11 protein-coding genes are annotated in these 23,947 nt (G+C 68.0%); 3 read left to right on the top strand and 8 right to left on the bottom strand.

Features of this window, described 5'->3' with window-relative positions; all coding sequences use genetic code 11:
• Nucleotides 1–115: 115 nt before the first annotated feature.
• The 3 genes from AC0V2Y_RS10575 to AC0V2Y_RS10565 form a co-directional block, all read right to left on the bottom strand.
• Nucleotides 116–1,243, bottom strand: coding sequence for a sensor histidine kinase (locus AC0V2Y_RS10575; RefSeq protein ID WP_475417621.1), 1,128 nt, complete (start codon nucleotides 1,241–1,243; stop codon nucleotides 116–118).
• Nucleotides 1,244–1,326: 83 nt separating this feature from the next.
• The gene (locus tag AC0V2Y_RS10570) at nucleotides 1,327–2,202 is read right to left on the bottom strand and encodes a hypothetical protein (protein WP_475417622.1); all 876 of its coding nucleotides are present in this window, start codon (nucleotides 2,200–2,202) and stop codon (nucleotides 1,327–1,329) included.
• Nucleotides 2,203–2,301: 99 nt separating this feature from the next.
• On the bottom strand, nucleotides 2,302–4,500 hold the full coding sequence (locus AC0V2Y_RS10565) for a TonB-dependent receptor (protein WP_475417623.1): 2,199 nt from the start codon (nucleotides 4,498–4,500) through the stop codon (nucleotides 2,302–2,304).
• 232 nt (nucleotides 4,501–4,732) lie between these two features.
• Between AC0V2Y_RS10565 and AC0V2Y_RS10560 the strand changes: the two genes are divergently transcribed.
• Both AC0V2Y_RS10560 and AC0V2Y_RS10555 read left to right on the top strand, forming a co-directional pair.
• Nucleotides 4,733–5,404 (top strand): hypothetical protein, encoded by a 672-nt coding sequence (locus AC0V2Y_RS10560; RefSeq protein ID WP_475417624.1) that lies wholly within the window; start codon nucleotides 4,733–4,735, stop codon nucleotides 5,402–5,404.
• A gap of 192 nt (nucleotides 5,405–5,596) precedes the next feature.
• Entirely contained in the window at nucleotides 5,597–6,547 is a 951-nt protein-coding gene (locus AC0V2Y_RS10555) for a 2-hydroxyacid dehydrogenase (protein WP_475417625.1), read from the top strand.
• A 15-nt stretch (nucleotides 6,548–6,562) separates the two neighbouring features.
• Here AC0V2Y_RS10555 and AC0V2Y_RS10550 read toward each other — a convergent pair whose 3' ends face one another.
• The 4 genes from AC0V2Y_RS10550 to AC0V2Y_RS10535 form a co-directional block, all read right to left on the bottom strand.
• The gene (locus AC0V2Y_RS10550) at nucleotides 6,563–17,104 is read right to left on the bottom strand and encodes a LysM peptidoglycan-binding domain-containing protein (protein ID WP_475417626.1); all 10,542 of its coding nucleotides are present in this window, start codon (nucleotides 17,102–17,104) and stop codon (nucleotides 6,563–6,565) included.
• A 67-nt stretch (nucleotides 17,105–17,171) separates the two neighbouring features.
• Nucleotides 17,172–18,671 carry a hypothetical protein gene (locus AC0V2Y_RS10545; RefSeq protein ID WP_475417627.1) on the bottom strand — a complete coding sequence of 500 codons (1,500 nt, stop codon included), beginning with the start codon at nucleotides 18,669–18,671 and terminating at the stop codon, nucleotides 17,172–17,174.
• The gene (locus AC0V2Y_RS10540) at nucleotides 18,668–22,348 is read right to left on the bottom strand and encodes a hypothetical protein (RefSeq protein ID WP_475417628.1); all 3,681 of its coding nucleotides are present in this window, start codon (nucleotides 22,346–22,348) and stop codon (nucleotides 18,668–18,670) included. Before AC0V2Y_RS10540 ends, AC0V2Y_RS10545 begins: the two co-directional genes overlap by 4 nt.
• Before the next feature lie 182 nt (nucleotides 22,349–22,530).
• Nucleotides 22,531–22,908: a hypothetical protein gene (locus AC0V2Y_RS10535; RefSeq protein WP_230538010.1), complete on the bottom strand. Its 378-nt coding sequence runs from the start codon at nucleotides 22,906–22,908 to the stop codon at nucleotides 22,531–22,533.
• Nucleotides 22,909–23,002: 94 nt separating this feature from the next.
• Here AC0V2Y_RS10535 and AC0V2Y_RS10530 point away from each other — a divergent pair, with 94 nt between their 5' ends.
• Nucleotides 23,003–23,170 carry a hypothetical protein gene (locus AC0V2Y_RS10530; protein ID WP_475417629.1) on the top strand — a complete coding sequence of 56 codons (168 nt, stop codon included), beginning with the start codon at nucleotides 23,003–23,005 and terminating at the stop codon, nucleotides 23,168–23,170.
• Nucleotides 23,171–23,368: 198 nt separating this feature from the next.
• Here the strand turns inward: AC0V2Y_RS10530 and AC0V2Y_RS10525 are convergent, their stop codons facing one another.
• Entirely contained in the window at nucleotides 23,369–23,929 is a 561-nt protein-coding gene (locus AC0V2Y_RS10525; protein ID WP_475417630.1) for a hypothetical protein, read from the bottom strand.
• Nucleotides 23,930–23,947 lie beyond the last annotated feature (18 nt).

Here is a 23,947-nt window from a genome sequence, read left to right as displayed (position 1 = left end):
CACACCCGAAAGTATGTAAAGAATGACCATTATTGTGGCGTAAAACCGTCATTTGCACCGATTTGGTGCGCTACGGCATCGATTTTGCCGGCAGATGGGGCGCAGGCAGGTGAGATCAGCCGTCTGGCGTGACGAAGGGCCGGCAGTCGACGGGCAGGTCGATGGTGAACGTGGTGCCCGTTTCCGGCGCGCTGTCGACCAGCGCGCTGCCGCCATGGCTTTCCGCCACGTTTTGCACGAAGGGCAGGCCGATGCCCCAGCCGGGCGCGCTGCCTTCGTGCTCGCGGCGCAGGTATTCGAAGATGCGCTGCGTCTGGTCTTGCGCGATGTTGCTGCCCGTGTTGTGCACGCTCAAGACCATGCGTTCGCGCAAATTGTCGATATGAATATGGATGGGACCGGCGTCGCCATACTTGACGGCATTGCCCACGAGGTTATCCAGGGCACGGCGCAGCGAATTTTCGCACCACCAGCCCGTCACGGAGGTGCCGCTGACCACGCACTTGCCCGGATGGCCGATATTGACGCTGTCGGCGACTTGCCGCGCCAGCGGCAAGACGTCGAAGCGCCGCAGGACCAGCGGCAGCTTTTGACCCCGGTGATAGCTGAGCGTATCGAGCAATTCCTGGATCATGACGTCGAGGCGCTTGCCGTGCTCGAGAATTTTCAGCGCCAGCGCCGCCACGTCCGGCTGTTGCGCGCGCCGCTGCAGCAGCTGCGCACTGTTGAGCATGACGGACAGGGGATTGCGCATGTCGTGCGACAGCCCGGCGGCGACGCGGCGCTGAAAGCTTGCGTGCATGGCGGTAAATTCCAGGATGGCTTCGCGGATGCCCGTATCGATCGAGGCATTGATCACCTTCCAGTCCTTGCGCCGCAGGGGCACGCCCGCCTCCAGCGCGGCGGCGGCGAAGCAGTCGCGGAAAATCTGGTATTCCTGGATCACCTGTTCCGGGCCATAGCTGGTCATGCGCGCCCGTTCATTGCCGTGCACGGCGGGAGCGTTGGTGTTGCTGGTGGCGTCGTCGCGCGGGTAGCCGGGCGTGAGCGCTTCGGCCAGGTTGTCGAAGAAGGCGGGCAAGGTGTTGATGAGGATGGGCGTGAGCAAGGCGTCGGCGCCGCGCACCTTGGCGCGCACCTCGTGTTCCCACTGCGTCAGCACGGCATCGCGCATGCTGAAGATGCGCCGCGTGCGCGCGGGCATGTCCAGCGCGTGCATTTTCTGGTCAGAGGCATAGGTCATCGCGGCTCCCCATCGGCATCCCGGCATCCGCGCGATGCAAGGCGGGAGCTAAAGTATCCTCCAAATCGGCGCGCAGGTGGTGTTCAATTCGGCGCGCGGGCGCCCGTCATGACGGCGCTCAAATGGCTGAGGGCGGCATCCCATTGCTCCAGCGAAAAGTTCTGCGGATCGTCATGACCGTTCGCATAGCCCGTATCGAGCACGGCGTGGAAGGCGGGGATCAGCCACGTGCCCTTGCGCACGCTGGCGGCGATGTAGAGCAGGGCCAGGCGCTCGTATTGCGCGGGGGTAAAGCCGGGATCTGGCGCCAGCCCGTCGTTGCCCTTGCCGCCGCCGGGCACGGAATGGCGCGGCTGCACCAGTTCCACGTGCAGGAACAGGCCCGTCAGCGACGGCTTGTCCTTTTCCAGCTTGCTGGCATAGCTTGCCGTGCCAAAGTCGCGCACGGCCAGGGAATCGCCCAGGCGGTTCACGTAGACATGGCCTTTCGGACCGCCGCCCAGCGCGGGGTTACGTAGAGTGAAATCGTTGAAATCCCAGCTGGCGTCGTTGATGTGGGCGGGAATGGTTTCTAGCAAGAAATTCGGGTAGCTGGTGTCGTGGATGACGAAATAGCGGGCCATCGGCGCGGCCAGCCGGCCCACGGCGCGCGACAGCGGTGCATCGACGGCACCGCCCGCGTCCGCCTCGGCGATATCATGCTGCGCCAGCCAGGCGCGCAGGGCGACGGGGGCGATGTCCGTGCGCTGGCCGACGCGGGCGGCAAGAAAGGCCGGCAGCGGCGCGCTGTCGCCCAGGCGCGCATACAGTTTCACGGGGCGCAGCAGACACGTGGCTTGCGCCCGCGCATCGCCCTTGAAGCCGCTTTTCCAGGCGGCATACGGGCAGGCGGCTTGCTTTTGGGCAAGGGCGGGCAGGGACAGGCAAAGCAAAAGCAGCAGGGCAGGGAGTCGTTTCATGTCGGCATTGTCGCCGAAGCGCGGCTTGCGGCACAGGCGCGCACACATAAAAAAAGCTGCCCGAAGGCAGCTTTTCGTCGTGCGACAGGCGCGCGGTCTTTAAAACGCCACGCTGGCCGACACCACCACGGTGCGCGGCGCGGCCAGCACCAGCGAGCCGATATTGAAGGACGGCACGGCCGACGACCAGTAATTGCGGTCCGTCACGTTGTCCACGCGGGCGCGCAAGGTCACGTCACGGCCCGCCACTTGCGTCAGGTAGCGCGCGCCGATGTCGAGGCGGGTCCACGATGGCAGTTGCCTGGTGTTGGCCAGGTCCGCGTATTGCGTCGAGGTGTAGATGGTGCGGGCGTTCAGGGTCAGGCCCGGCGCGCCGGGCACGTCCCATTCGCCGCCAACGCTCATCTGCGTTTCCGGTGCGCCGATGGGCTTCTTGCCGTTGTTGGCGGCTACGCCGGTATTGCTGAGCTTTGCATCGAGCCAGGTCAAGCCGCCCAGCAGGCGCACGCCCTGCATCGGCGTGCCGAAAATCGACAATTCCAGGCCGCGGTTGCGCTGTTCGCCATCAAGTTCGGCCCGCTTGCCGACCACGGCCAGCAAAGGCTTGCTTGTCGTGAACAGGGCGGCGCTCATGCCCAGCTTGCCGCCGTCATACTTGACGCCGATTTCCTTCTGCTTGGATTTATACGGCGCAAACACCTCGCCCATGTTGTCGACCTTGAGCTGCTGGCCGTTTTCCACGTACGTTCCCGTGGCCGCCGGTCCCTTGACCAGCGCCTCGATGTAGTTGGCGTACAGCGACACGTCCTTGCTGGCCTTGAAGACGATGCCAGCCACGGGCGTCGTGGCGCTCTCGTCATAGGCCTTGCCTTGCGGCGCCGAGGTGTTGTAGTCGTAACCGGCATCCTTGATCTGCTGGCGGCGCAAGCCCACGGTCAGCAGCAGCTTGTCGTCGAGGAAGGCCATGGTGTCGGCCAGGGCGTAGCTGTTGAGGATGGTTTTCTGGGTGATGCGCGGGTCGCTCATGATGCCGCCCGCGTATGGCGTCGGCGGCGGGGTCACGTCGACCGGTGTGTAAATGTTGGTGGCAAACTTGTCGCCGATCGCATACGCGTTCTTCGCTTCATTCCAGTGCCCGGACCAGCTGGCCACCAGGGTGTGCTTGACGGCGCCCGTAACGAGCTTGCCGCGAATGCCCAGTTCGCCCGTGCGGATTTCCTGCTTGCGCGCATTGTCGAAGCGTGACACCTCGGCGTCGCCATTGATCGAAGTCAACGTCGGCTCGGCCAGGCTGTTGGCTTCCCTGGTCGAGCGGGAGCCAAATGCGGCCCAGGCCACGACATCCTTGGCCAGATCCACTTCGGCGCGCGCCGTGCCGAACACATCGTGTTCCTTCGAATAGCTCCACGGCTGGGCAAAGTTCTTCGACGCATCGGGTGCGGATGGCAGCACGGCCACGCTGCCAATGCCGACGGACGGGCGCGGCGATGTCAGGTCGAAATTCTGGTAGCCGGCGTCGGCCGACAGGCGATAATTGCGGCCCCGATAGTCGAGGCCAACGGAAAACATGCCCACGTCGTGGTCTTCGCGCTTGATGCCGGTCTCGCCCTGGCGCTTGGCGGCGTTCACGCGCACGCCGAATTCCTTGTTCTCGCCAAAGCGGCGCGCCACGTCGATGGCCGCATAGGCGTGGCCGCCCGATTCCACGCCCACGGTCAGTTCCGTCAGCGGCGCGTTGCCGGCGCGCTTGGGCATCAGGTTGATGGCGCCGCCGATGCCGCTGCCGCCGGGTGCCGCGCCGTTGAGGAAGGCGCTGGCGCCACGGAACACTTCCACGCGCTCCAGCAATTCCGGCGATACATATTGGCGGGGCAGCACGCCGTACAGGCCGTTATACGCCACATCGTCCGAATCGAGGGCGAAGCCGCGGATCACATACACTTCCTGGAAATTGCCATAGCCGCGCGACATGCGCACGGCCGGATCGCTCTGCAGCAAGTCGCCCACGCTGCGCGCTTGCTGGTCGGCAATGAACTGCTGCGTGTAACTGGTGCTGCCGAATGGCGAGTCCATCATGTCCACGGACCCGAGGATGCCCATGCGCCCGCCACGCGCCACCTGACCGCCCGCATACGCTTTCGACAAACCTTGCGCCGAGGCGTCGGCCGAGGCATTCACGACCACGGTCGGCATGCTTGGCGCGTCGCCGGCTGCTGCGGTTTGCGCGTGGGCGGCGGCGCTGGCCAGCAGGAAGGCGGCCAGGGCGAAGGGAGTAGGGACGAGGCGGAAGGTGCGCATGGTATTGTTCGGATATTAATGAGAATGATTATCATTATATTCCAGCGCGGCGTCGCGCGTGAGAAAGTGTGAGAAAGCGGCAAAAAAGTCGTCATTTGTACAACAGGTGGCGTACCAGGCATTGGAATCTGGCCAGAAAAGGCGCGCCAGGCGATACCTTATGGATTTATTAATGCCTATGGATAAGTTTCGTTAGAATGGGCCATCGCGCCCGGCGCTTCCAGGAAACCGCATGCCATTGCACCGCCATCTACAGTCCGCTTCCCTGCGCATGCGGCGGGGTCTGAGCCTGAAAGGCGCGGCCGTCGCGCTGATCCTGGCCATGCACGCGCTGGGCCTGTATTTTCTCCTGCTGCCGGCGCGGCAGCTCAAGCAATATACGGAAGTGGCCTTCATGACCCTGCTGCCGCCCCGGCCCACGCCGCAAGCGCCGCCGATGGCCTTGCCGCTGCCGATGCCGGCACCCATGCCGCGCGCGCGGGCCAGCGTGCCGCCCGCTATCTTCGCGCCGCCCGCCGTGGCGGCGGAAGCCATCACCGTACCTGCCGAGGAATCGCCCGCCGCGCCCGCCATTGCGCCGTCCACTACAGACTTGCGCACGCGCGCACGCCTGGCGGCGGGCGCCGCCGACAAGGCCTTGCGCAGTGAACTCAAGCAAGACAAGCCGTGGCTGGCCGCGGCCGACCTCAAAAGCGAAAGCGCCTTCCAGAAACAGGTCGCCTCCGCCTGGCGCGGCGGCCCCGTCATTCGCGTGGAAGAATACCTGACGGCCGATGGGCGGCCCGCCACGCGCGTCGTCAGCGCCGGCGGCGCCACGTGCTACGGCATGGCCGACAATCCTGGTTCCGGCGCCGACCCGTTCAAGACGGGCGGCAAGGTCAAACGCGTGCCTTGCCCGGGGTAATCTGACAGGCTGCGTGGCGGCGCTTGTCGGCTTACGCCCTGCGGGCTAAGCCGACCTACGATGGAATCGAGCAGGCAAAGACCGTGTGCCTTGCAGGGTTTTAGGGGAGGTAATAAGGGATGCCATCCCCGGCCGGGTCTCGAATATGCTAAGTTGCGTCTGCAAATCTTGTCGACACGACCCAGGACGCCCATGCCACCCGAACTCCTCATCCTCGCCCCCAGCCCTTCGGCTGCCGTCAACGCGCAGCTGGAACAGCAATACACGTGCCACCACGCCTGGCAAGTGCCGGCGGACGAGCGCCATGCCTGGCTGGCCGAACGGGCACCCGGCATCCGCGCCGTCGTCACGACGGGCGCGCTGGGCTTGAACGGGGCCGACATGGCCTTGCTGCCGAAGCTGGAAATCGTCGCCGTCAACGGCGTGGGCCTCGACGGCGTGGCGCTCGACCAGGCCCGCGCGCGCGGCATCGCCGTCACCACCACGCCGAACGTACTGACTGACGACGTGGCCGATGTGGCGCTGGCCTTGCTGCTGGCCAGCGCGCGGCACGTCGTGGCGCTCGACCGCTTCGTGCGCGACGGCGGCTGGGAGCGCCGCGAGGCCATCGCCCCCGCGTCCAGCCTGCGCGGCAAGACGGCCGGCATCTTCGGCTTCGGCCAGATCGGGCAAGCCATCGCGCTGCGCCTGGCCGCCTTCGGCATCCAGGTCCGCTATTTCCAGCCGCGCGCCATCGCCGGCACCCAGGTGCCGCGCGCGGAGTCTTTGCTGGCCCTGGCGCAGGAAAGCGACTACCTGATCATCTGCGCGCCGGGCACGCCGGCCACGCGCAAGAGCGTCGACCGCAGCGTGCTCGACGCGCTCGGTCCGCAAGGCACGCTGATCAACATCGCCCGTGGCGCCCTGATCGACGAAGACGCCCTGATCGCCGCCTTGCAGGATGGCCGCCTGGGCGCGGCCGGCCTCGACGTGTTCGCGGACGAACCGCGCGTACCAAATGCCCTGCGCACCTTGCCGAACGTGGTGCTCACGCCCCACGTGGGCAGTCTGACCGTGGAAACGCGCCACGCGATGGGGCAACTGGTCGTCGATAACCTGGCCGCGCACTTCGCCGGCTTGCCGCTGCCCACCCCCGTGCGCTGACGCCGCGCCGCCGCGTCAGGGCCGCACCACCCAGCGCACGTCTTCCAGCGACAGCAGCAATTGCTCGGGCGCGCCGTCCGTAAAGAAGTTCAGGCGGAAATCCATGGCCGCACCGCCGCCCGTGGTCGGCTGCTGCGTGTCATACCATTGCTGCACCTGGGCCACCAGCGCCATCGGCGCGGCGGGCGGCTGGGCCGCATCGATGGGCGCGAGCACGGCCGGCAGCAGGCTGACCGGCAGCGAGGTGCGGGGAAAGTCCGCCACGGCCGGCATCACGCTGTAGGAATAGCTGCCATCCATGGCGATGCGCACGCTGCCCGAGGCGCCCGTGAAGAGGGCGTTGAAGAAGCCCCTCATGTAGGCCGCCACGTCGCTGCCGCCCACCGGTGCGACTTGCCGCAAATCATAGCCTTGCCAGCTCAGGCGCGGCAGGATGGGGTCGCTGAACTTGACGACCGGCGTCTGGTACAGGAAGGCGGACATGGTCGACACCTGCGTCTGGCTGGGCGGGCACAGGTAGCGGTTGCGCTGCACGTACAGCGAGGCCTGGGCGTTCTTGTACACCATCACGTTCAGCCCCGGCATGCGCACCTCGCGGCCGGTATTGGCCAGCGCGGCGGCGAACGACAGGTCGGGCGCGCCGGCGGCGATGGCCGCGTAGCGGTAGGCCAGCAGCGCATCGGGCGGCGCGGGCATGGCCGGCGTGGCCCGGTATTGCTGCGCATCGATGTCGAGCACGGGCACGGGCACGCTGACGGCGCCATTGCTCAGGGTGCCGGCCTGCGGGTCGTAGGTGGCGGGCGCGCCGCCGACGGTGACATTGAGCAGCGCGTACCAGGCGTCGCCGTCGTGGTCTTCCAGGCGCGCGTCGAATTCCACGGCCACGCTGGCCTCGCCTTGCGCCGCCGCCAGCCGCGCCGCGCCGAAATGCTCGCCATAGCTGGCCGCCACCTGGGTCACCAGCTGCTGGAAGGCGGTGGTGGCCAGTGTTGCCTTGGCGATACTATCGGCCGTGTCCTGCTTGCCGTCGAGGGGCGCGAGGAACGCGTCGAGGTCGGCCGAGATGAGCGGATAGTTGCTGACGAAGGCGGCCAGCGCCGTGAACAGGTCGGGACCGGCCGCCGCGGACAGCCTGGCCGCCTGCGGCGGCACGTTGAGCACGACGCTGACGTGCACGGCATCCTGCGCCGCCTGGCGATAGGTATAGCTGAAGCCGTAATCCCACTGGGCCAGCTGGGCCGGCTGCAAGCCGTCTGCGGCCAGGCGCAGTCGGCCGGCCTGCGGCGCGGCGGACGCGGTGGCGGTCTGCCGGTTGACCGTGGGAGGCACGGGCAGGGCGCGGTTCAGCACGGGGATATATTGCGTGCCATTGCCCAGCGCTACCTCGAACGGACCGGTGATGAACAGCAGCCACTGGCTTTGCGCGTAGTTTTCGATGCCGGGCACGAACTGCTGGTCGAATTCCATGTGCGTGATCTGATAGCGCAAGTCCAGCGGCACATAGGCCTGGCCTTCGACATTCTTCGAGATGAAGTTGAATGACAGCCGGCTCTGGTCCGGCGCGGCCGCGCCTTGCAGCGGCAGCCGGGTCGGGAACAAGGTGTAGTTCTGGTTGCCGTCGCCGTCCGCGCCGTCCGCGGTGCCGTCGGCTGCGCCCGTGCCGGCGGGCTGGCCGTACAGCGCGGGCGGCCCGGCCGCGTAGATGCCGTCCGCGCCCGTGACCTGGTCCACGCCGTACACCACCACGGCGCCGGCGGCAAAGGCCGGCCCTAGTGTGGTCAGCAGCTGCTGCCGCATGGTGGCGGCCGCGCTGACGCGCGTGGCTTCGTCCGCGGCGCTGCTGCTGAGCACGGGGCTGACGGTGGCGCTGATGGCGTCAGCCAGCGTCTGTTTCGCCTTGAGTACGAGGCCCAGCTGGCCGCTTTGCAGCGGATCGGCGATGCCGTTGAGGCGATCGAGGATGTAGGCGGGCGGCGCATACGTGGCCGAGAGGAACTTGTCGACGGCGTCGAGACAGCTTTGCAGCCACAGGTTCAGGTCGACGCTGTTGAACGTCAGCGCATGCGGCGCATTGCCCGGATAGGCGTCAATGCTGACCGTGCGGCTTTCCAGCGAATTGGCGACGGGCAGCGGCGCGTAGTAGCTGGCCTGCTGGCCCAGGCGGAAATGGATGCCCTGGCCGGGCGTGTCGCTGAAACGCACGGCGAACAATTGCTGCGTCTGCTGGCCGGCGCTGCCCACGCGCGTCAGCCCCGCGCCCGCGCGCATCGACCATTGCGGCGTCTTCAGGCACGCTTCGAGCGCCTTGGCAAACGTGGTGTAGCTGGACGCGCCGCCATCCGTGTCGGCCTGCGGCAGCACGGCGCTGACCACGCTGGCGCCGTCCGGCAGGGCCGCCAGCACGGGATCGAGCAGGATGGCCTGGCGCGTCAGCACCAGTGCCACGTCGAGCGCGATGCGGTTGGCGCCGGCCAGTTGCGCCAGCGGCACCGGCACCGACAGCGTGGCGGCGGGCGCCGTGGCGCTGCCGCCGCCGGCCAGGGCCTGCAGGTAGATGGCGCAGGCGGCGGCGAAGTCGCGCACCTGCCGCGCTTGGGCCTCGCCCAGCGGCTGCAGCGGCGTGGCCAGCAGGGAGTTGCTGAGGCAGATGCTCACCGCATTGCCGCTCAGTCCGGGCACGCCCAGGCCCGTATAGTCCTGGTGCAGCTGGAAGTACAGGCGCTGGTAGGTGGGCAAATCTTGCATCGCATCGGCGGGCGTGGCGTAGGCCAGGCCATCCATGCGCAAGGTCAGCAGCAGCGCGGGCGCGCCGCCCGCATCCGTGCCATACAGGTAGCTGGCCTGGACTTTCGGCCAGGAGGACAGGCCCAGCAGGCGATCCGTGTAGCGCAGCGGGGCGGGGGCCTGGTCCAATGCACCCGTGTAGCCGGCCGGCGGCGCCTCGAACGGCGTGACGGTGGTGTTGCCGAACAGGTCTTGCCAGCGCAGGGCCAGCGACGCATGGCCGCCCACGCCCAGGTAGGGATTGTCGGCGGCGGGCGGCAGGCCAGCCGGCGGATTGGCCGGCGCCGCATTGAGCGTGGCGAACGGCCGTCCCTGGCTGTTGTTGCCCAGGTAGCCCAGCGCCTGGCGGTAGTCGTAATCGGCCAGGGCCGCGGCCGCATAGCGCCGGCGGTGCGCTTCGCCATCGCCGTCGCCGTCGCCGTCGTTCGCATGGTCCTGCGGTCCGAAGGGCAGGCTGTAGGGACTGGGCAGGAAATACGGGTTGGCGCCCAGGCCGGCCGACAGCGTGTTGTACAGCGCGGACAGGGTCGCTTGCGCATACTGCCGCTGTTGCTGCGGCGTGGGATCGGGCGGCAGCACGGGCACGCCGTCGTTGCTGCGCTCGAGCTGGAACGACAGGTTGCCCGGCGCCAAGGTCGCTTGCGCATCGAGGGCCAGGCTGTCGACGTCGAGCACGGCGCCATCGGCGTACAGGCCTTCGGTGGCGGCCGCGCCCAAGGCCAGGGCGTCCACCGACAGGCCATAGTAGGCGGCCAGGGCGGCGAAGGTATTGCCGGGACCGTCAGAGGTGGCCGGCACGCGATAGACGAGCGGCGGAATGCGCATGGTCGCGCCCAGCGCCACCGTCACGCCGGGATTGTAGGCCGCGATCTGCGTCGCGCTCAACGGGGTGGCGCCGGCCGAGTAATACGCGGCCAGCCGCTCGAGCGCTTGCGCGGGCGCGGCCATGTCTTGCTGGTTCAGCTGGTGCAGGATGCCGGCCACGGGCACGCTGGCGCCGGCGCGCAGCGGCAGCACGGCGTTTTGCCGCGCCAGCTGTCCCACGCCCATGCCGTACGTGGCGGCCAGGGCGGCCAGGGTAGCCGTGGCGGCCCGCGCCAAAGGCTGGGTCCTGGCCGGCTTGCTCAGCGATTCGAACACCAGCACATCCTGCTGCGGATCGATCGCCTGCGTCGTTAGCAGGGCGTTGACGAAGTTCGGTACGGTGCCGGCGGCGCCCGCCGCCTGGCGCGCCAGCGGAACCACCAGGGTCAGCGTGGCCGTGCCCGTGGCGTCAAAGACGGAAGGGGGCAGGCCGGAGCCCGACACCATGTCCTCGAAATACAGATAGTAGCCGCCGCCGCGCACCACCGATTGCTCCCACAGCAGCTTGATGAATTGCGAGGGGCTGTTGGCTATACCGCGCGGCAAGGCGGTATTCGCCGCGTCCAGCAGCATGCGGCTGGCCGGCGGATGGCTTTCCGTGGACAGATTGGTTTGCGTCAGGAAGCACAGGTAGTCGGCATCGGCCTGGCCCGTCAGCGCCACCTGGTCGCTGCCGCCTTCGCTGTACAGCAGGAACAGGCCGGCCGCCAGGGTTTCGCCCACGGCGGCCATGCCGCTCAGCAGGTATTGCAGGCGCTGGGCATCGGCGGCCGACGGTCCCACCAGCTCGTAGACGTGGGCCAGGGTAGCGGCGCTGGCCAATGCGGTGCCGCTGGCGTCGTTGGTGGCCACGGTGGCGGCCGGCATGCGCGTGATCTGGAAGTCCACGCGCGTGGCGTAGGCATAGCCGCTCACATCCTGGAACACCGTGCTGCTGCTGTTCGGCGGCGTGTTGCCGATGCGGGGACGATAGGCGGGCATCAGGGCCAGCATGTCCGCGTATTGCGCCTCGGCGTACAGCGCCTGCAGCGTATCCTGGCGCTGGGCGATGCTGGCCAGCATGGCGTCGGGCAATTGCCACAGATACGGCGCGGGCGCGGCCTGGCTGGCGGCGGCGCGCGCCGCCGTAGCGTCGCCCGACGTCACGGCCGTCAGGCGCGCCAGGTCGGCGGTGATCCAGGCGGCGTAGCCTGCCGCAGGGAATTGCCGCGGCTGCAAGGAAGCCAGCGGCAGGATCTGCAGCGTTGGCGACGGCACGAAGCTGCCCGCCTGCGCATACGCCAGCACGCCCGACAGCAAGCCGTAGGCGGCGTCCAGGTCGATGGGCAGGCTGGTGCCGGGCGCGCCGGCGAAGGTGATGAAATCGAGGGCGACGCCATGCGACATGGCATTGCGTCCCAGGCCGATGCGGTAGCCGCCGGCGGCGCTGGCGGGCGTGGGGAATTGCTGGCCCGTCAGCTGGTACAGCGCGTAGTCGGTCTGCGTCTTGCTATACAGGAAGGACGGCGACAGGCTCAGGCCCGGCGCCACCGGCAGACGCAAGCCATAGGTGACGAAGCGCGCGACCTGGCCGGCGGCCTGGGCCACGGCGCCGCTGGCCTGCACGCCTTGCCACAGTTGCTCCAGCGGCAAGGCGTCGAGGCGGGCGATGGCGAGCCGGCCCGGGGCCGCGGCGAACAGATTGACGACGCCGGCATTGTCGCGCCCCAGCGCGGCGACCGTGGCGGCGAAGCGGCTGGCGATGCCGGCCAGGGTATCGCCGGCGACGGAAGCATAGGCCAGCGGCGGCACGGCGAGGATGGCCGTCGGCAGCAGCAGGTCGGCGCGCGCATACAGCGACGCCTGCTGCGCCAGGGCGGCCAGCGGCACGCCCAGCGCGGCGGCGATGGCGCCGAAGCTGTCGCCGGGCGCGGTGACGTGGCTGACGGCGCCGGCGCCGAAGTCGAAGACCAGCGTCACGCCCGTGCGCAGCGCGCGCGGCGCCGCATTCGCGCCGATCAGCTGGGCCGCGGTGGTTTGCCAGCGCCCGCCGGCGCCGGCCGGATCCGTGTAGCGGGCGGCGATGGCCGCCAGCGTATCGCCGGCCTGGATCACGGCGGACAAGCCGCCGACCTGCAGCGGCAGCGCGCCGTTCAGCGGGTACGCGGCATTCGGCAGCGACACGTCGTCCGCGTCGATGGCGTTGCCGGCCCCGTTGAAGGCGGCGACGATGCCGGCGATGCTGTCGCCCGGCTGCAGCGCATAGCTGTAATTGTCGAAGGCATCGATGGCCGATTGCAGCAGCGCGCGGCCGATCAGGCTGAAGACGTCGACGAAGATGAAGGCCGCCATCGATTCGGGCTCAGCATCGTCCTGCGCCAGCAGCGCGGGCCTGGCGGGCGCCTTGCCCACCCTGGCGGCCACCTGGCGCAGCACGCCGGCCACCGTGCTGCGGTACTGTTCCGTCGCCGTGGCGTAGGTCTCGAGGTCGATCGCCTGCGTGCCGGCGCCGCCTTGCGGGTCGGGCACGTCCAGCCGCAGCCCGTCGAACAGGGGGAATAGCGTGGCGCCGTCCATATTGGCGCCCGGCGCGCTGATGTTCACGGTGAAGCTGTCGGCGAGCAATTGCAGCAGGTCGCCCATGCCGAATGGCTGCATGGCGGGGTCGGCCAGCACCTGGATGCCCGCCACCAGCTGCGCCAGCGTGACGCTGGCGGTCGCGGCGGCAGCCAGGTCCAGCGCCGCGCCGTCGTCCCGCGTCGCCGGCTGCAAGGCGTCGAGCAGCCACGGAAAATACGCCGTGCACAGCAGGTCGAACGAGGTCGTGCCCGTTCCCGCGCCGCCGGCGGCCGGGTCCGGCGCGTCCATGGCGAACAGGCAGACGAACGCGCCTTGCTGCGCGCTGCTGGCGGTGGCGCCCTGCGGCGCCAGCACCGTGAATTGCGGCGCCGTCACCAGCTGCAGCACCGGCTTGGCACCGGTGCGCAGCACGCGGCGCGGCTGGCGGCGCGGCCCGGCGCGCAGCATGGCGGCCTGCAATTCCATCGGCAAGGTGCGCGCGCGGCCGCGCGCCAGGCTGTCCAGGCGCAGCGCGCCGCCGCCGTCCCACGGCGCGCGGCTGTCGCTGCCGATGCGGAATTGCGCGCTGACGGTGGCGGAAAAGCCCACGGAAATGGTGAAGCTGAAGATGCCCAGGTCGATCTTGACGCGCAGGCTGATGCGCACCGAGGCCGTCACGGACAGGGGGATGGCGCGGTAGGATTCGTAGCCGATCTGCACCGACACGGTGATGTTGACGAGCAGCGAAGCGCTGATGATCTTCAAGTCCACTTCGCCGTACAGCATGCCGATCACGCCGAACGTGCCCGTCAGCTTGAAGTAGCTGCTTTCCTGGACGCTGCCGGACGCGCCGGCGTTGGCCAGCGCGACGGCGTTGGCGCGGTCGTACGGATGGTAGGTGGCGATCACGCCTTCGATGATGCCGAACACGGTCAGCGCGAAGCCCGCTTTCAGCGGCCCCTTGACGAAGTTGTAGCCCAGGCCCAGCTGCAGGCCCAGGCCGAAGACGATGACGGGATTGAAATAGCCGAGCTCGGTTTTCGGCACCTGCGTCGCCGTCGCGCTCGACAGCTTGCCGAAATACACGCCGCCCGAGCCCATCACCGGCACGCCGTAGACGATGGCGCTGAAGCTGAACGAGCGCGTAAAGTCCATATTGTAGGGAAAGCCGATGTCGATCAGGAAATCGCCATTCGTGTAGATCTTGATGCCGATCATCGGCAGCACCACGCTGACGGCGCCGAAGTTCAGGTTGCGTATGCTGTCGGGGAAGGTGAAGTCGATCTGGAACAGGCCCACGTCGTCGCTGATCTTCTTGTACAGGATATCGACCACCAGGCCGGCCAGGCCGCCCATCTTGGGGCTGCCTAGGGTCAGGCGCAAGCCGTACAGGTTGGGATCGTTGAAGACGATCTGCACGTCGACGGCCCACACGCCGGCGGTCTGCAGCACGCCGAAATGCGCGGCGATCAGCCAGTTGCTGTCCGGCTGGTAATACGGCTGGCCCTGCACGCCGCTGCCCGGGTTGACGGGATTGTTCTTGCCCGTGGTGGGCGGCACGCCGGCCAGCGCGTCGATGACGGCCTTGGTCGAGCTGAAGTCGGACGCGCCGTTGATGGCCACGCGCTGGCCCAGCATCAGCAGGAAGACCTTGAAATAGCTGGAACCGGCGCCCGGCACGCTGGGCATCTCTTCCACGTCCTGGCCCTTGGCCGGGTCCAGCAGGTCGCCCATGCTGCCTTTGAGCAATGGCGGTACGCTGGCGTCCAGCGCCAGGGTCACCTTGCCGTCCGTATTGCGCTTGAAGACGATGCTGCGGATGACGATGAATCCCAGGTTGAGGGGCGAACTGAGCGTGTAGGTGGCGCTGAGGCGGTTCTTTTCGCCGCTTTTCAGCGACACGTTGATGGACAGGCCGTCCAGCGTGACCTGGTTCAGCAAGTCCCACGGCGACGGCAGCACGAAATACGGATCGCCCAGCGTGCGCACGAGCGCCTGGATCAGGCTGCCCAGCGACCAGCCCGCCAGGGTGAAGCTGAGCATCTCGTTGCCGCTGGTATAGGTTGCCGTGAAACCTTCCCAGCTCACGTACAGCGTGTGGTTCGGCCCCTTGTCCGTCGGCTGGAATGCATAGCCGAAGCCCAGTTTCAGATTGATGGCGGTATAGATCCAGACGGCATCGGCCTTGCCCGAGAATTGCTGCGCGGCCGGCTTGGCGCCGTCATACTGCACCGAGAGCGTGGCTTTCTGCAAGCCGATCTGTTGCTGGCCCAGCAGGAACAGCCAGGTGAAGGTGGTGTCGACCGTGTAGCTGGTGGCCAGGTCCGTGCTGGGCTTGCCGCTGGGAATGACCGCTTCGATGGCGAACGCGGAAATCTTCAGGTTGCCCGGCAAGAAGACGGGGAAATCATAGATGCCGCCGGCGGCAAAGAATTGCTTGATCATCTCGCCCACGTCGAGTTCTTGCGCGAGCGAGGCGGAGAGGGTCCAGCGGGGCGGCGTTTCCTGGCTGCTGTAGGCCACGCTGACGGCCGCCTGCAGGCTGGCGCCCACGCCCAGCAAGCCGGAAATGGAGCCGGCCCAGGCCGTGCCGGCGCCTGCCTTGCCGGTGTCGGCCAGGACCAGCGCGCCTTCCTGCTTGTCCGCGGCCACCGTGGCGCTGATGCCCGACAGGCTGATCTGGCCTTCCGAAATGCTCAGGATGGGCGCGCCGCCCACCGTCAGGAAGGACAGGCTGATGGCGTAGTCGCTGGAAAACGCGAAGGACTGGGCCGCGCCGTCTATGCTCAGCACGATATTCGACACCTCGGCCTGGATGCTGTCGGGCAGGCTGACGAGGCCGTTCGAGACGACGGACAGGAAATCCGACAGCGTGGCCTTGCCGGGAAAGCTGGCCTGGAACAGCTGCGCCGAGTTGAACTGCACCTCGAATTCGCCGCCCGGCGTGCCGTCGAGGTTGCGAAATACCGTGGGCAACAGCGTGAAGGTGGTGCCGAACAGGTATTCGTAGCGCGACTTTCCGCTGGCCTTGCTCGCCAGCGGCTGGTACGCCGTCCAGTCGAGGAAGAACGAGGTGACGGTAAAGCTCAGCGCCGGCGTGGGCGCCGGGATGGGTTGCCAGCTCAGATCGCGCACGCTGCGCAGCTGCAGCGTGACCTGGTCCACCGTGGGCGCCGCCTTGGGCGGGATGCTGCCGCTGATGGTCATGCCGCCGAGGCCGAACGACGTCAGGAACTCCTGCAGCACGGCCGGGGTGGCGCGGAAATAGCTGGCGCCCCCGCCGATCAGGCTGATGGCGGCGCCGGGACTGAGGGGCGGCCCGTCGCTGCCCGCTTCCAGGCTGACCGTGTAGTTGCCGTCGCCGTCGGCGTTCGATGGCTGCAGCAGCAGCGACAGCGTGTAGTCGGCGGCGCCCGCGCCTTCCACGCTGAGCGTGGCCGTCAGGGCCAGCGTGGCGGCCTGGTCGCCGTCGGCCGCTTCCTCGTCGGCCGGTTCGCCTTCGCCGCGCAGCAGCAGCTGCATGCCGTCGTCGAGCAGCAGGGCGTCGGGCGGCGGCGCATCGACGGGCGGCGGGATCGTCACGGTCAGGCTGGGCGCGGCCACGCGCAGGTAGCCGGCGAACGTGCAGTCGAGCTCGCTGAGCGTGGCCGACAGCACGCCGCTGGGCATCAGGCCGCCCAGCTCGAACGTCTTGCCGTCGTACAGTGCCATGTCCAGGTAGCCGCCGATCTGCAGCTTGCCCGGCGGCGCCGCCAGGTCGGAAAACAGTTCCAGAAAGGGCGTGACGAAGGCGGGCAGGGCTACACTGGCGCTGAGGTTCTGCTTGGCGCCGCCCATGACGGACAGCGCGCCGTCGCCGCCCCAGGGATAGACGCCGTCGGCGCTGGAAAACACCAGCAGCGCGTCCGCCAGCGGCAACTCGCTGAACGGCCAGCCGCCCATGAAGGGAAAGCTGCTGTCCCAGTTCCAGTCGGCGGGACTGGCGGCCACCTGCACCACCAGCACGGCCGCGTCATCCCCGTCGTCATCATCGTTGGCGCCCGGCGCGCGCGCGGCGGCAGGCTGCGTGGAAAACACCAGCGTGGCGGGGGTGTGCAGCAGGCCGCCGATGAAGGGCAGGCTCACCTTGCTGACCGTAAACACGCCGTCGCTGACGGCGCCCACGTCGGCGGCCGCGCAGCTGATCAGGAACCGCGCCGCGTCGATCTGGAAGGCCTGGCCGATGATGGCGTCGAATTTTTCGGGCGGCGCGACGTCCGGGTCGGCCAGGCCCGCTGCCAGGAAGGCGGCATCGAGGGCGAACGGGCCGCTGCTGGCGGCGTTGACGATGGCTTGCTGCAGGTTTTCCAGCGCGGTATCGGTGGTGGCCATACGAACTTGCTCCTTGAATCAGTCATGATGTCCAGGGCGGACGCTCGCACCCGCCCGGACGCTCTGTCTACAGCACGGCAAACAGCGCCAGGTGGTCGCTGGTGCTGCGCAGGTAGCCGTAATTGGCCCAGCCGTTCAGCGTGCGCGCCTGGCCCACGGCATACACGGCCGCCGGCGATTGCGGCCAGGCCATGCCGGCAGGCACGTTCGGAAATTGCGCGGGCAGCGGGCGCGTGCCGGTGGGCACGCCAGGGGGCATGGCGCCCGCCAGCGCGAACGGCGTGCCCGAGACGGGATTCATCACCGTGAACTGGTAGTTATTCGCCGGCACCAGGGGGTTGACGAGCATATTGTCGATCGAGAAAAAGTTGCTGACCATATCGCTGCCGATATAGTTATAGCCGGGATACGGCGACGCCAGCAGCGGGCCGCCGGCCGTATTGTCGGACCACAGGAAGCGCGATTGCTGCGTCAGCTGCTGCTTGGTGCGCTTGGGGCGGATATGCGTGGCCAGGTAGCCCTGGTAGGCGTCCAGCGTCAGGTTGGCGGCCACCGGCATGACGGGCGGCGGGTCCAGCAGCGGTATGTAGTTGATCGCGCGCAACTGGTCGTAGGCTGTGGTTCGTCCGCCCGCCGCGGGCGGCTGCGCGTAGATGGCGTTCAGGTTGAAGTCGCCGCAGATCAGCTTGATTTCATTGTGCGGCGCGCCGGCAGGCGCCGCCGCCACGTCGAGCACGCCACGCAGCAGGATATTGATGAAATTGGTGGCGCCGCCGTGGTTGGGCGGCGCATGCACGGCAAACAGGGTCAGGTTGCGCGTGATGGCGTTGGCCTGGTTGGTTTCCACGAAACTGACCATGAAGGGCTGGCGCAAGCCGTTGAAATTGACCAGGCCGCCAGCGATGGGCGGCGTGGCTGGCGCCAGTGCGGGCGCGAAGGCGATGCGCGCCGCCGCCATGCCCTCGGCCAGGCCGCCGTTGTACTGCGCGCCGGCCGGGATGGTGCGCGCCGGCTGGCCCGGCGGGTTGAGCAAATCCTGGATGTTGGACGCGCCGGCGCCCCCGGCCGGGTAGGCGGCGGGCACGGCGCCGGCCGCCACGGCCGACACGCCGCCGCCCGTCCACACGTTCGGCCCCGTGAAATAGCGCCGCACTTCCGTGGGCGTGCCGGCCGTGCCCGATATGCCGCGGTACAGCACGGCGACCGATTCCGTGCGCCCGCCCGTGCCCACTTTCAGCGGCGGCACCATGCGCCAGGCAGCGCGGTTGGGGTCGGCGACGTCGTTGCGCAGCTGTTGCAGCAGGAAGATCGCGCCCTGCAGGCCGCCCGTGTCGGGCGCCAGGTCGCCGGCGCCGGCCGCGCTGGCCGACACCTCGATCAGGACGAAGATATCGGGCTGCGTGGCGCGCAGGATGGTCAGGATGTGGTTGCAGCGCTGCTGCGCGGCCACGGCCGGCAGGTTGCCGCCGCAGCGGCCGCCTTCACCATAGCGGGGCCGCTTGCGGCTGGGATTGTTGACCTTGTTGATGCCGAAGTTCTCGATATTCCAGTACACGACGTTGGTCATGCTGCGCTCCCCAATGAGATGGCGGGCAATGCCAGCGCGGCCGGCTCCTGCTCCTGCTTCGGCTCCTGCCGGGCGGCCGCATCGGCGATGTACGCGGCATACCAGCCCAGGCTGCCCGTATTCTTCGGGTCGCCAAACAGGAAGAACTGGATGTTCGCGTCGGGCGGCAGCTTGGCAATGCCGAGGAACTTGATGGCGATGTTGTCGAGCCGCAGGCAATAATAGTAGGAGTCGCCGCCGGGCACTTTTTGCCGCATCAGCCCGATATTGTCGATGGCCAGCTTGAAGATGCCTTGCAGGCTGATCAGCCTGGCGCCCGGCGCCGCGCCCGGCAGCGACAGGCCGACGAAGACGGCTTGCTCGTCGTCGCCGGCCGTGCTGGCGGGCGACCAGGCCAGCAGCAGGGTCGAATGGAAGCCGGCGGCCGAGACGAGCGCGCCCGGCCCGCCCATGGTGACGTCGTACACGACGCCGTGCCAGGGCCCGCCAAGCGTGCCCAGGTTCAGCGCCGTGCTGACGGGCAGGAAGCCGAAATCGGCCGGCTTTTGCCCGTCAGCGGCGGCGATAAAGCCCGACAGTTCCAGGCCGAAGCCCTTGAACAGGCTGTCCGGCCTGGCCTGGCTGGCGTCGAGGTCGTAGGCCAGGTTGGCCGTCACCTCGTCGAAGCGCACGGCCGACGGCGTCGTCTGCGGATAGCGCATGTCGATCACCAGGTTGGAAAAGGCCAGGCCTTCGCCGTCCGGCGGCAGGTCCGGCGCCAGCGCGCCGAACGACAGCAGGTCCAGCGCGGCGCCCGTGCGGTCGTCCAGGCTGGCGAAGTCCAGCGTGCCCCAGACGGAAAAACGGTTCAGCACGGTCGCGCCCGCGTCCGTGGTGCCCAGGCAGTTGAACTGGATGCGCTGGAAAGCCACGTGGCGCAGCAGGTTGCTGTCGAGACTGAATATCGACGGCGTGGCTTGCTCGAAGATGTAGATGCCGGTGCCATTCTGGTCGATATAGCTGCCGTCGAGGACCACGCCGTTGTTCGGCATCGCATTGCCGCCGAAGGTGGTGGCCGTCACGCGCGAGCCGAGCAGGCCATTCACGGCCAGCTGCACGTAGCTCTTGAAGGTCTTGATGACGGCATTGTCGAACAGCACCTGCAATTGCAGCACGCGGAACGCATAGTTGTCGGTGTCGGGCAGGGCGATGGGCGTATCGGGCGGCAAGCCGTTGCGCTGGCCGGCGGCGAAGGCCGGGTCCTGGTAGTCGACCAGGCCGAAGGTGCTGGAATTGCCGTCGAGGGTGATGCTGCCGTCGCCATGCACCGTCACGCGGCTGGCCGTGAAACCGAAATGGTGGGCGACGAAGCGCGTCAGGTCGAGGCCGGCCGCGATGCCCTGCAGGCCAGCCGGCAGGCTGGACGGATCCAGGTCCGCCTGCAGCACCAGCACGCCCGTCCAGGCGGGATCGCTGACCAGTTCCAGGAAATGCCGGTACGGCGATTCGGGCTTGTCCGCCGCCAGCACCTCGGCCGCTTCGATGAGATCCTGCAGCCACTGCGACAGCCCCGTGTAGGCGATGCCCTGAACGCCGGGGCCGGCGTCGGCGGCCAGCGAAAAATCGGGCGCGCCCGACCAGGCGTTCGGATTGGCGACGCGTTCCCTGACACTGCCGCTGCAATACTTGAGCAGCATCACGTTGCGGTAGAACGTGGGCGTCACGCCGACGCCCACCTGCGCTTGCATGGTCCAGCCCGCGATGCCCACGGTATTGTCGAAGCGCGCGCCGCCGTCCGACAGGTGGGCCGCGTTGACGGCCACCAGGAACAGCTGGTTGGTCTGCAAGGCATCCTGCAAGGTGGCGTCCGGGAAGCGGAAGCCGAACGGCAAGACCTGGCCGCCGGCGCCCAGGGTCTGGCCCAGGGTCACCGACAGGAAGGCGTCCTGGTCCTGCGCCTGGCTGGACACGGTGGCGACGGCGCCCTGCGGCGTGGTGCGGTAGTGCGGCGCTTCCGCCACCGCTTCGCCGGCGGCCAGCCCGCGCACGCGGCGGCTGGCGGCCGCGCGCGCCTGCCAGGTGGCGCCGGCGCCGCTGGAAATGACGGCCTTGCGCGTGGCGGCCACGATGCTGCTTTCAAAGCTCGACAGCAGGGCGGCATCGATGTCCAGCGGGCCGCCGCTGACGGCGCCGCCGTACGGCAGCAGGGGAAAGGCGTGCGCGGCGCCCTGCGGCACGGGCAGCGCGGGCGGGGTCGAGGCGAGCACGGTGTCGGCGGCCACGGCGCGCAGCAAGGCGGCCTCCCGGGCGGCCGGCGGCAGGCCGTACATGGGACTGCCCGCCGGCTCCGCATGGTATTGCGGCCTGGCCGCGCTGCCCTTCAGCACGCTGGCCCAGCAACTGAGGTAATCGGCCGTCAGCGGCGTGGCCACGTTGCCGGAATCGGGCAAGTCCAGGGTCGCGGCCTGGAACGGGAAGACGGGCGCGAAGGCGGGCGAGGCGGGCACGAACAGCAGGCTGTCATTCTCCGGCGCGGCGCCGTCATAGGTGGTCATGCTCAGCTGTTCAGAGCCGAAGATGCCGCATAACAAGTTTATCTGCGTCCCCGCCGCCTGGCCGCTGGCGCTCAGGCCGAAGCGCCCGGCCGGCGTCACCAGGGCCTTGCTTGTCGCGGGCGCAGACGGTGAGCGCGCGGCGCAGCCAAAGGCCAGGGCGCCCGACTGCAGGCCGATCACGGGCGGCTGCCCGCTGGCGGCGCCCAGCGGCAGCAAGGCCGTCGCATGGCCCAGCGCCGTGCGGTAGGTGGACGGCAAGGCGGGCTGGCCGGCCGGCAGCAAGCCGCAGCGCAATACGCCTTCCAGCCTGGCCTGGGCGGACAGCTTCTGATTGTAGGGATCGAGCGGGTCGACCGTGCCGACCCAGGCCAGGCTGGCGGGCAGCGCGGCGGGCGCGCTCAGCGCCGGGTAGAACAGCTGCTGCAGCTGGCCGCTGGCCGTGTCGCGCGCGCTCAGGGGGAAGCCGACGGCCAGGCCGCCGGGGCCGAAGGTGACGGCAGGGTTGACTGTAGCCGTAAACGTCAGGCAGCCCGCATTCGCGCCCTCCAGTGGCACGAACGTGCGGATCGTATTGCCGCTGCCCGTGACGCGTATGCCGATATCGCCGGCGTTGCGCTGGAAGGCCAGCGCCGGCGGCGTCGCCAGCGGCGCGGACAGCCGCAGGCTGCCGTTGGCGGCGTCGATGGACAGGCCGACGCCGGACAGCACGTTGAACAGCAGGTCCTGTCCCAGCCGGAAATTGACGTTGGTGCTGGTGGCAAAGCCCTTGGTCAGCGGGTTATAGCTGTAGCTGCAGCCGTAGTTCTTGAAGGGATCGGCCGGCGCCGCATCGGCGTCGCGCAGCCACAGCAGCGCGTTCAGGTTCAGTCCCGGCGCCGACGACTGCTGGTCGATATACGCGGCGAGGGCGGCGATGAAGGGGCCGGGCGCCGCGTCCAGCGCCGCCGGACGGGCGCTGGCAAACACGTAGCTGCCCATGCGCTGCGGCGACAGGCTGTCGGCATAGCCGATGCTGTCCGGGGGCGTGGCCGGCGGCGCGACGGGCGGCAGCAAATAGCCGGCCCAGGCATGGCCCGCCCGCGGCGGCGCTTCATACAGGCTGACCTTGCTGGCGGGATCGGTGGCGACGAAGCTGAAACCCATGACAACCTCCACTCAAGACGCGACTCGGGCTGCGATGCGGCGGCATGGCGCGCCGCGCGGCATCGCAATCGTTTACAACGGGTGGGCCCGGAAAGGGCGGCGGATGGCCAGGCGGGCTGCCTGGATGCGGTGGCGGGCGGCCATCCGGGGCGCCCGCCCGCAGGCGGACGCGGAACCGCCGCTTACTGCGAGTTGGAGGTGAAGGTGGCCAGCACGAAGCCCGTGTAGGTGTACACGGTGCCGCTGTCGACGATGTCGCCGGACAGCAGCACGTTGTACAGCCCCGTGCTTTGCGGCGAGTAGGTGACCGTCAGGCCGGCTTTCCACGTGACGACGCCATTGCCCGTGTCGCTGGCCAGCTTGGCCGTGGTGAAACCGGTGCTGACGCTGGGATTCCAGTACGTGGTGCGGCCCTGGAACTGGAAGGCGATGCCGGTCTGGTTGTTGCTGTCGCTGCTGGCGATGGACAGCGCGAGGCTGTTCGGCGTGGTGTTGGTGGTGACGCTTTGGCCGGCGGCCAGCGTATGGTTGGTGACTTCGACGCGAGGTAAGTTAGACATGACATTCTCCATGAGGTGATATCGGCCTGCACTTGCGGTGGGCGCCCCGTGGCCGACAGGTCCGGGGCAGTTGGGTAAGTCGGTGGAAAACGGTATGGCAACGGCTTTGCGACCATGCCATAAAAATATGGCAGGACAATACGCAATTTCAAATAAAGACAAGACATTTGATATTCATCAATCCGGAATGGATGAATATATTTCTTATTTACTTATTCAAAAAATAGTTTCCGGCTATTCGGCATATAAGCATGCCGGTTGATGCGCATCACGAGTAGCGATTCTATGCCTATTTTTTTGCGCGATTCTCTCGAATTGTCGCAAAGGCAAGAATGGCGCGGCATCCGGGCGCGGCGGCAGGAAAGCCGGGGCTAGGCAGGCAGGGAATGCAATTGAATATAAACGGTTTATTGATTTAAATAGAGGGCATGCGGGGATTTACTGCGCATTTATCGACCCTTTACGGCGCGGTTGGCGCGGGCAGGGCCGGACAACGCTCAAAAACGGCCACCACCTTGCCAGTCAGCGTGTATTGCGTGCCGTCATCGAGGATGGGGCCATCGATGAGGATTTGATATTGCTGCGGACCGAGCGCCTGGAAACGCAGGGTCAGTCCTTTCTGGAACGTCACGATGGTATCGCCGCGGTCGGCGTCCAGCTGCAGCAGGATAGTCGCTGTCGACAATAAAACCGTCCAGTACGCGGTACCGTTGGCGCGCAGCGCCACCAGGGTGTTGTCATTGATATCGTTGCTGGCCGTGGCGACGGCGTCGCTGTTGACCGTCAGCGCCATGGTTTGCGGCGCCCGGCACGCGGGGGCCGGTTCGGCCAGCTGGCGCGCCAGCGCCGGGGCGTCGCCGCCGAGCGATAGCAGCAGCACGGCAGCCAGCCAGGGGCCGCGCCAATTCAGCTGATACATGGTGGAGGTGGTGTCCCGCGCATGCGGCCCATCGTAGCGAAATTCGGCCGGAAGAGCAAACGCATGGCGGCCGCGGCGCGGCGCCACGACCGCCATCCCCATCTGCTATCATCGTGCCGT

The organism is Janthinobacterium sp. BHSEK (assembly GCF_056174685.1).
The sequence above is the reverse complement of the archived record's forward strand: the minus strand, read 5'-3'. Positions and strand labels throughout refer to the sequence as shown.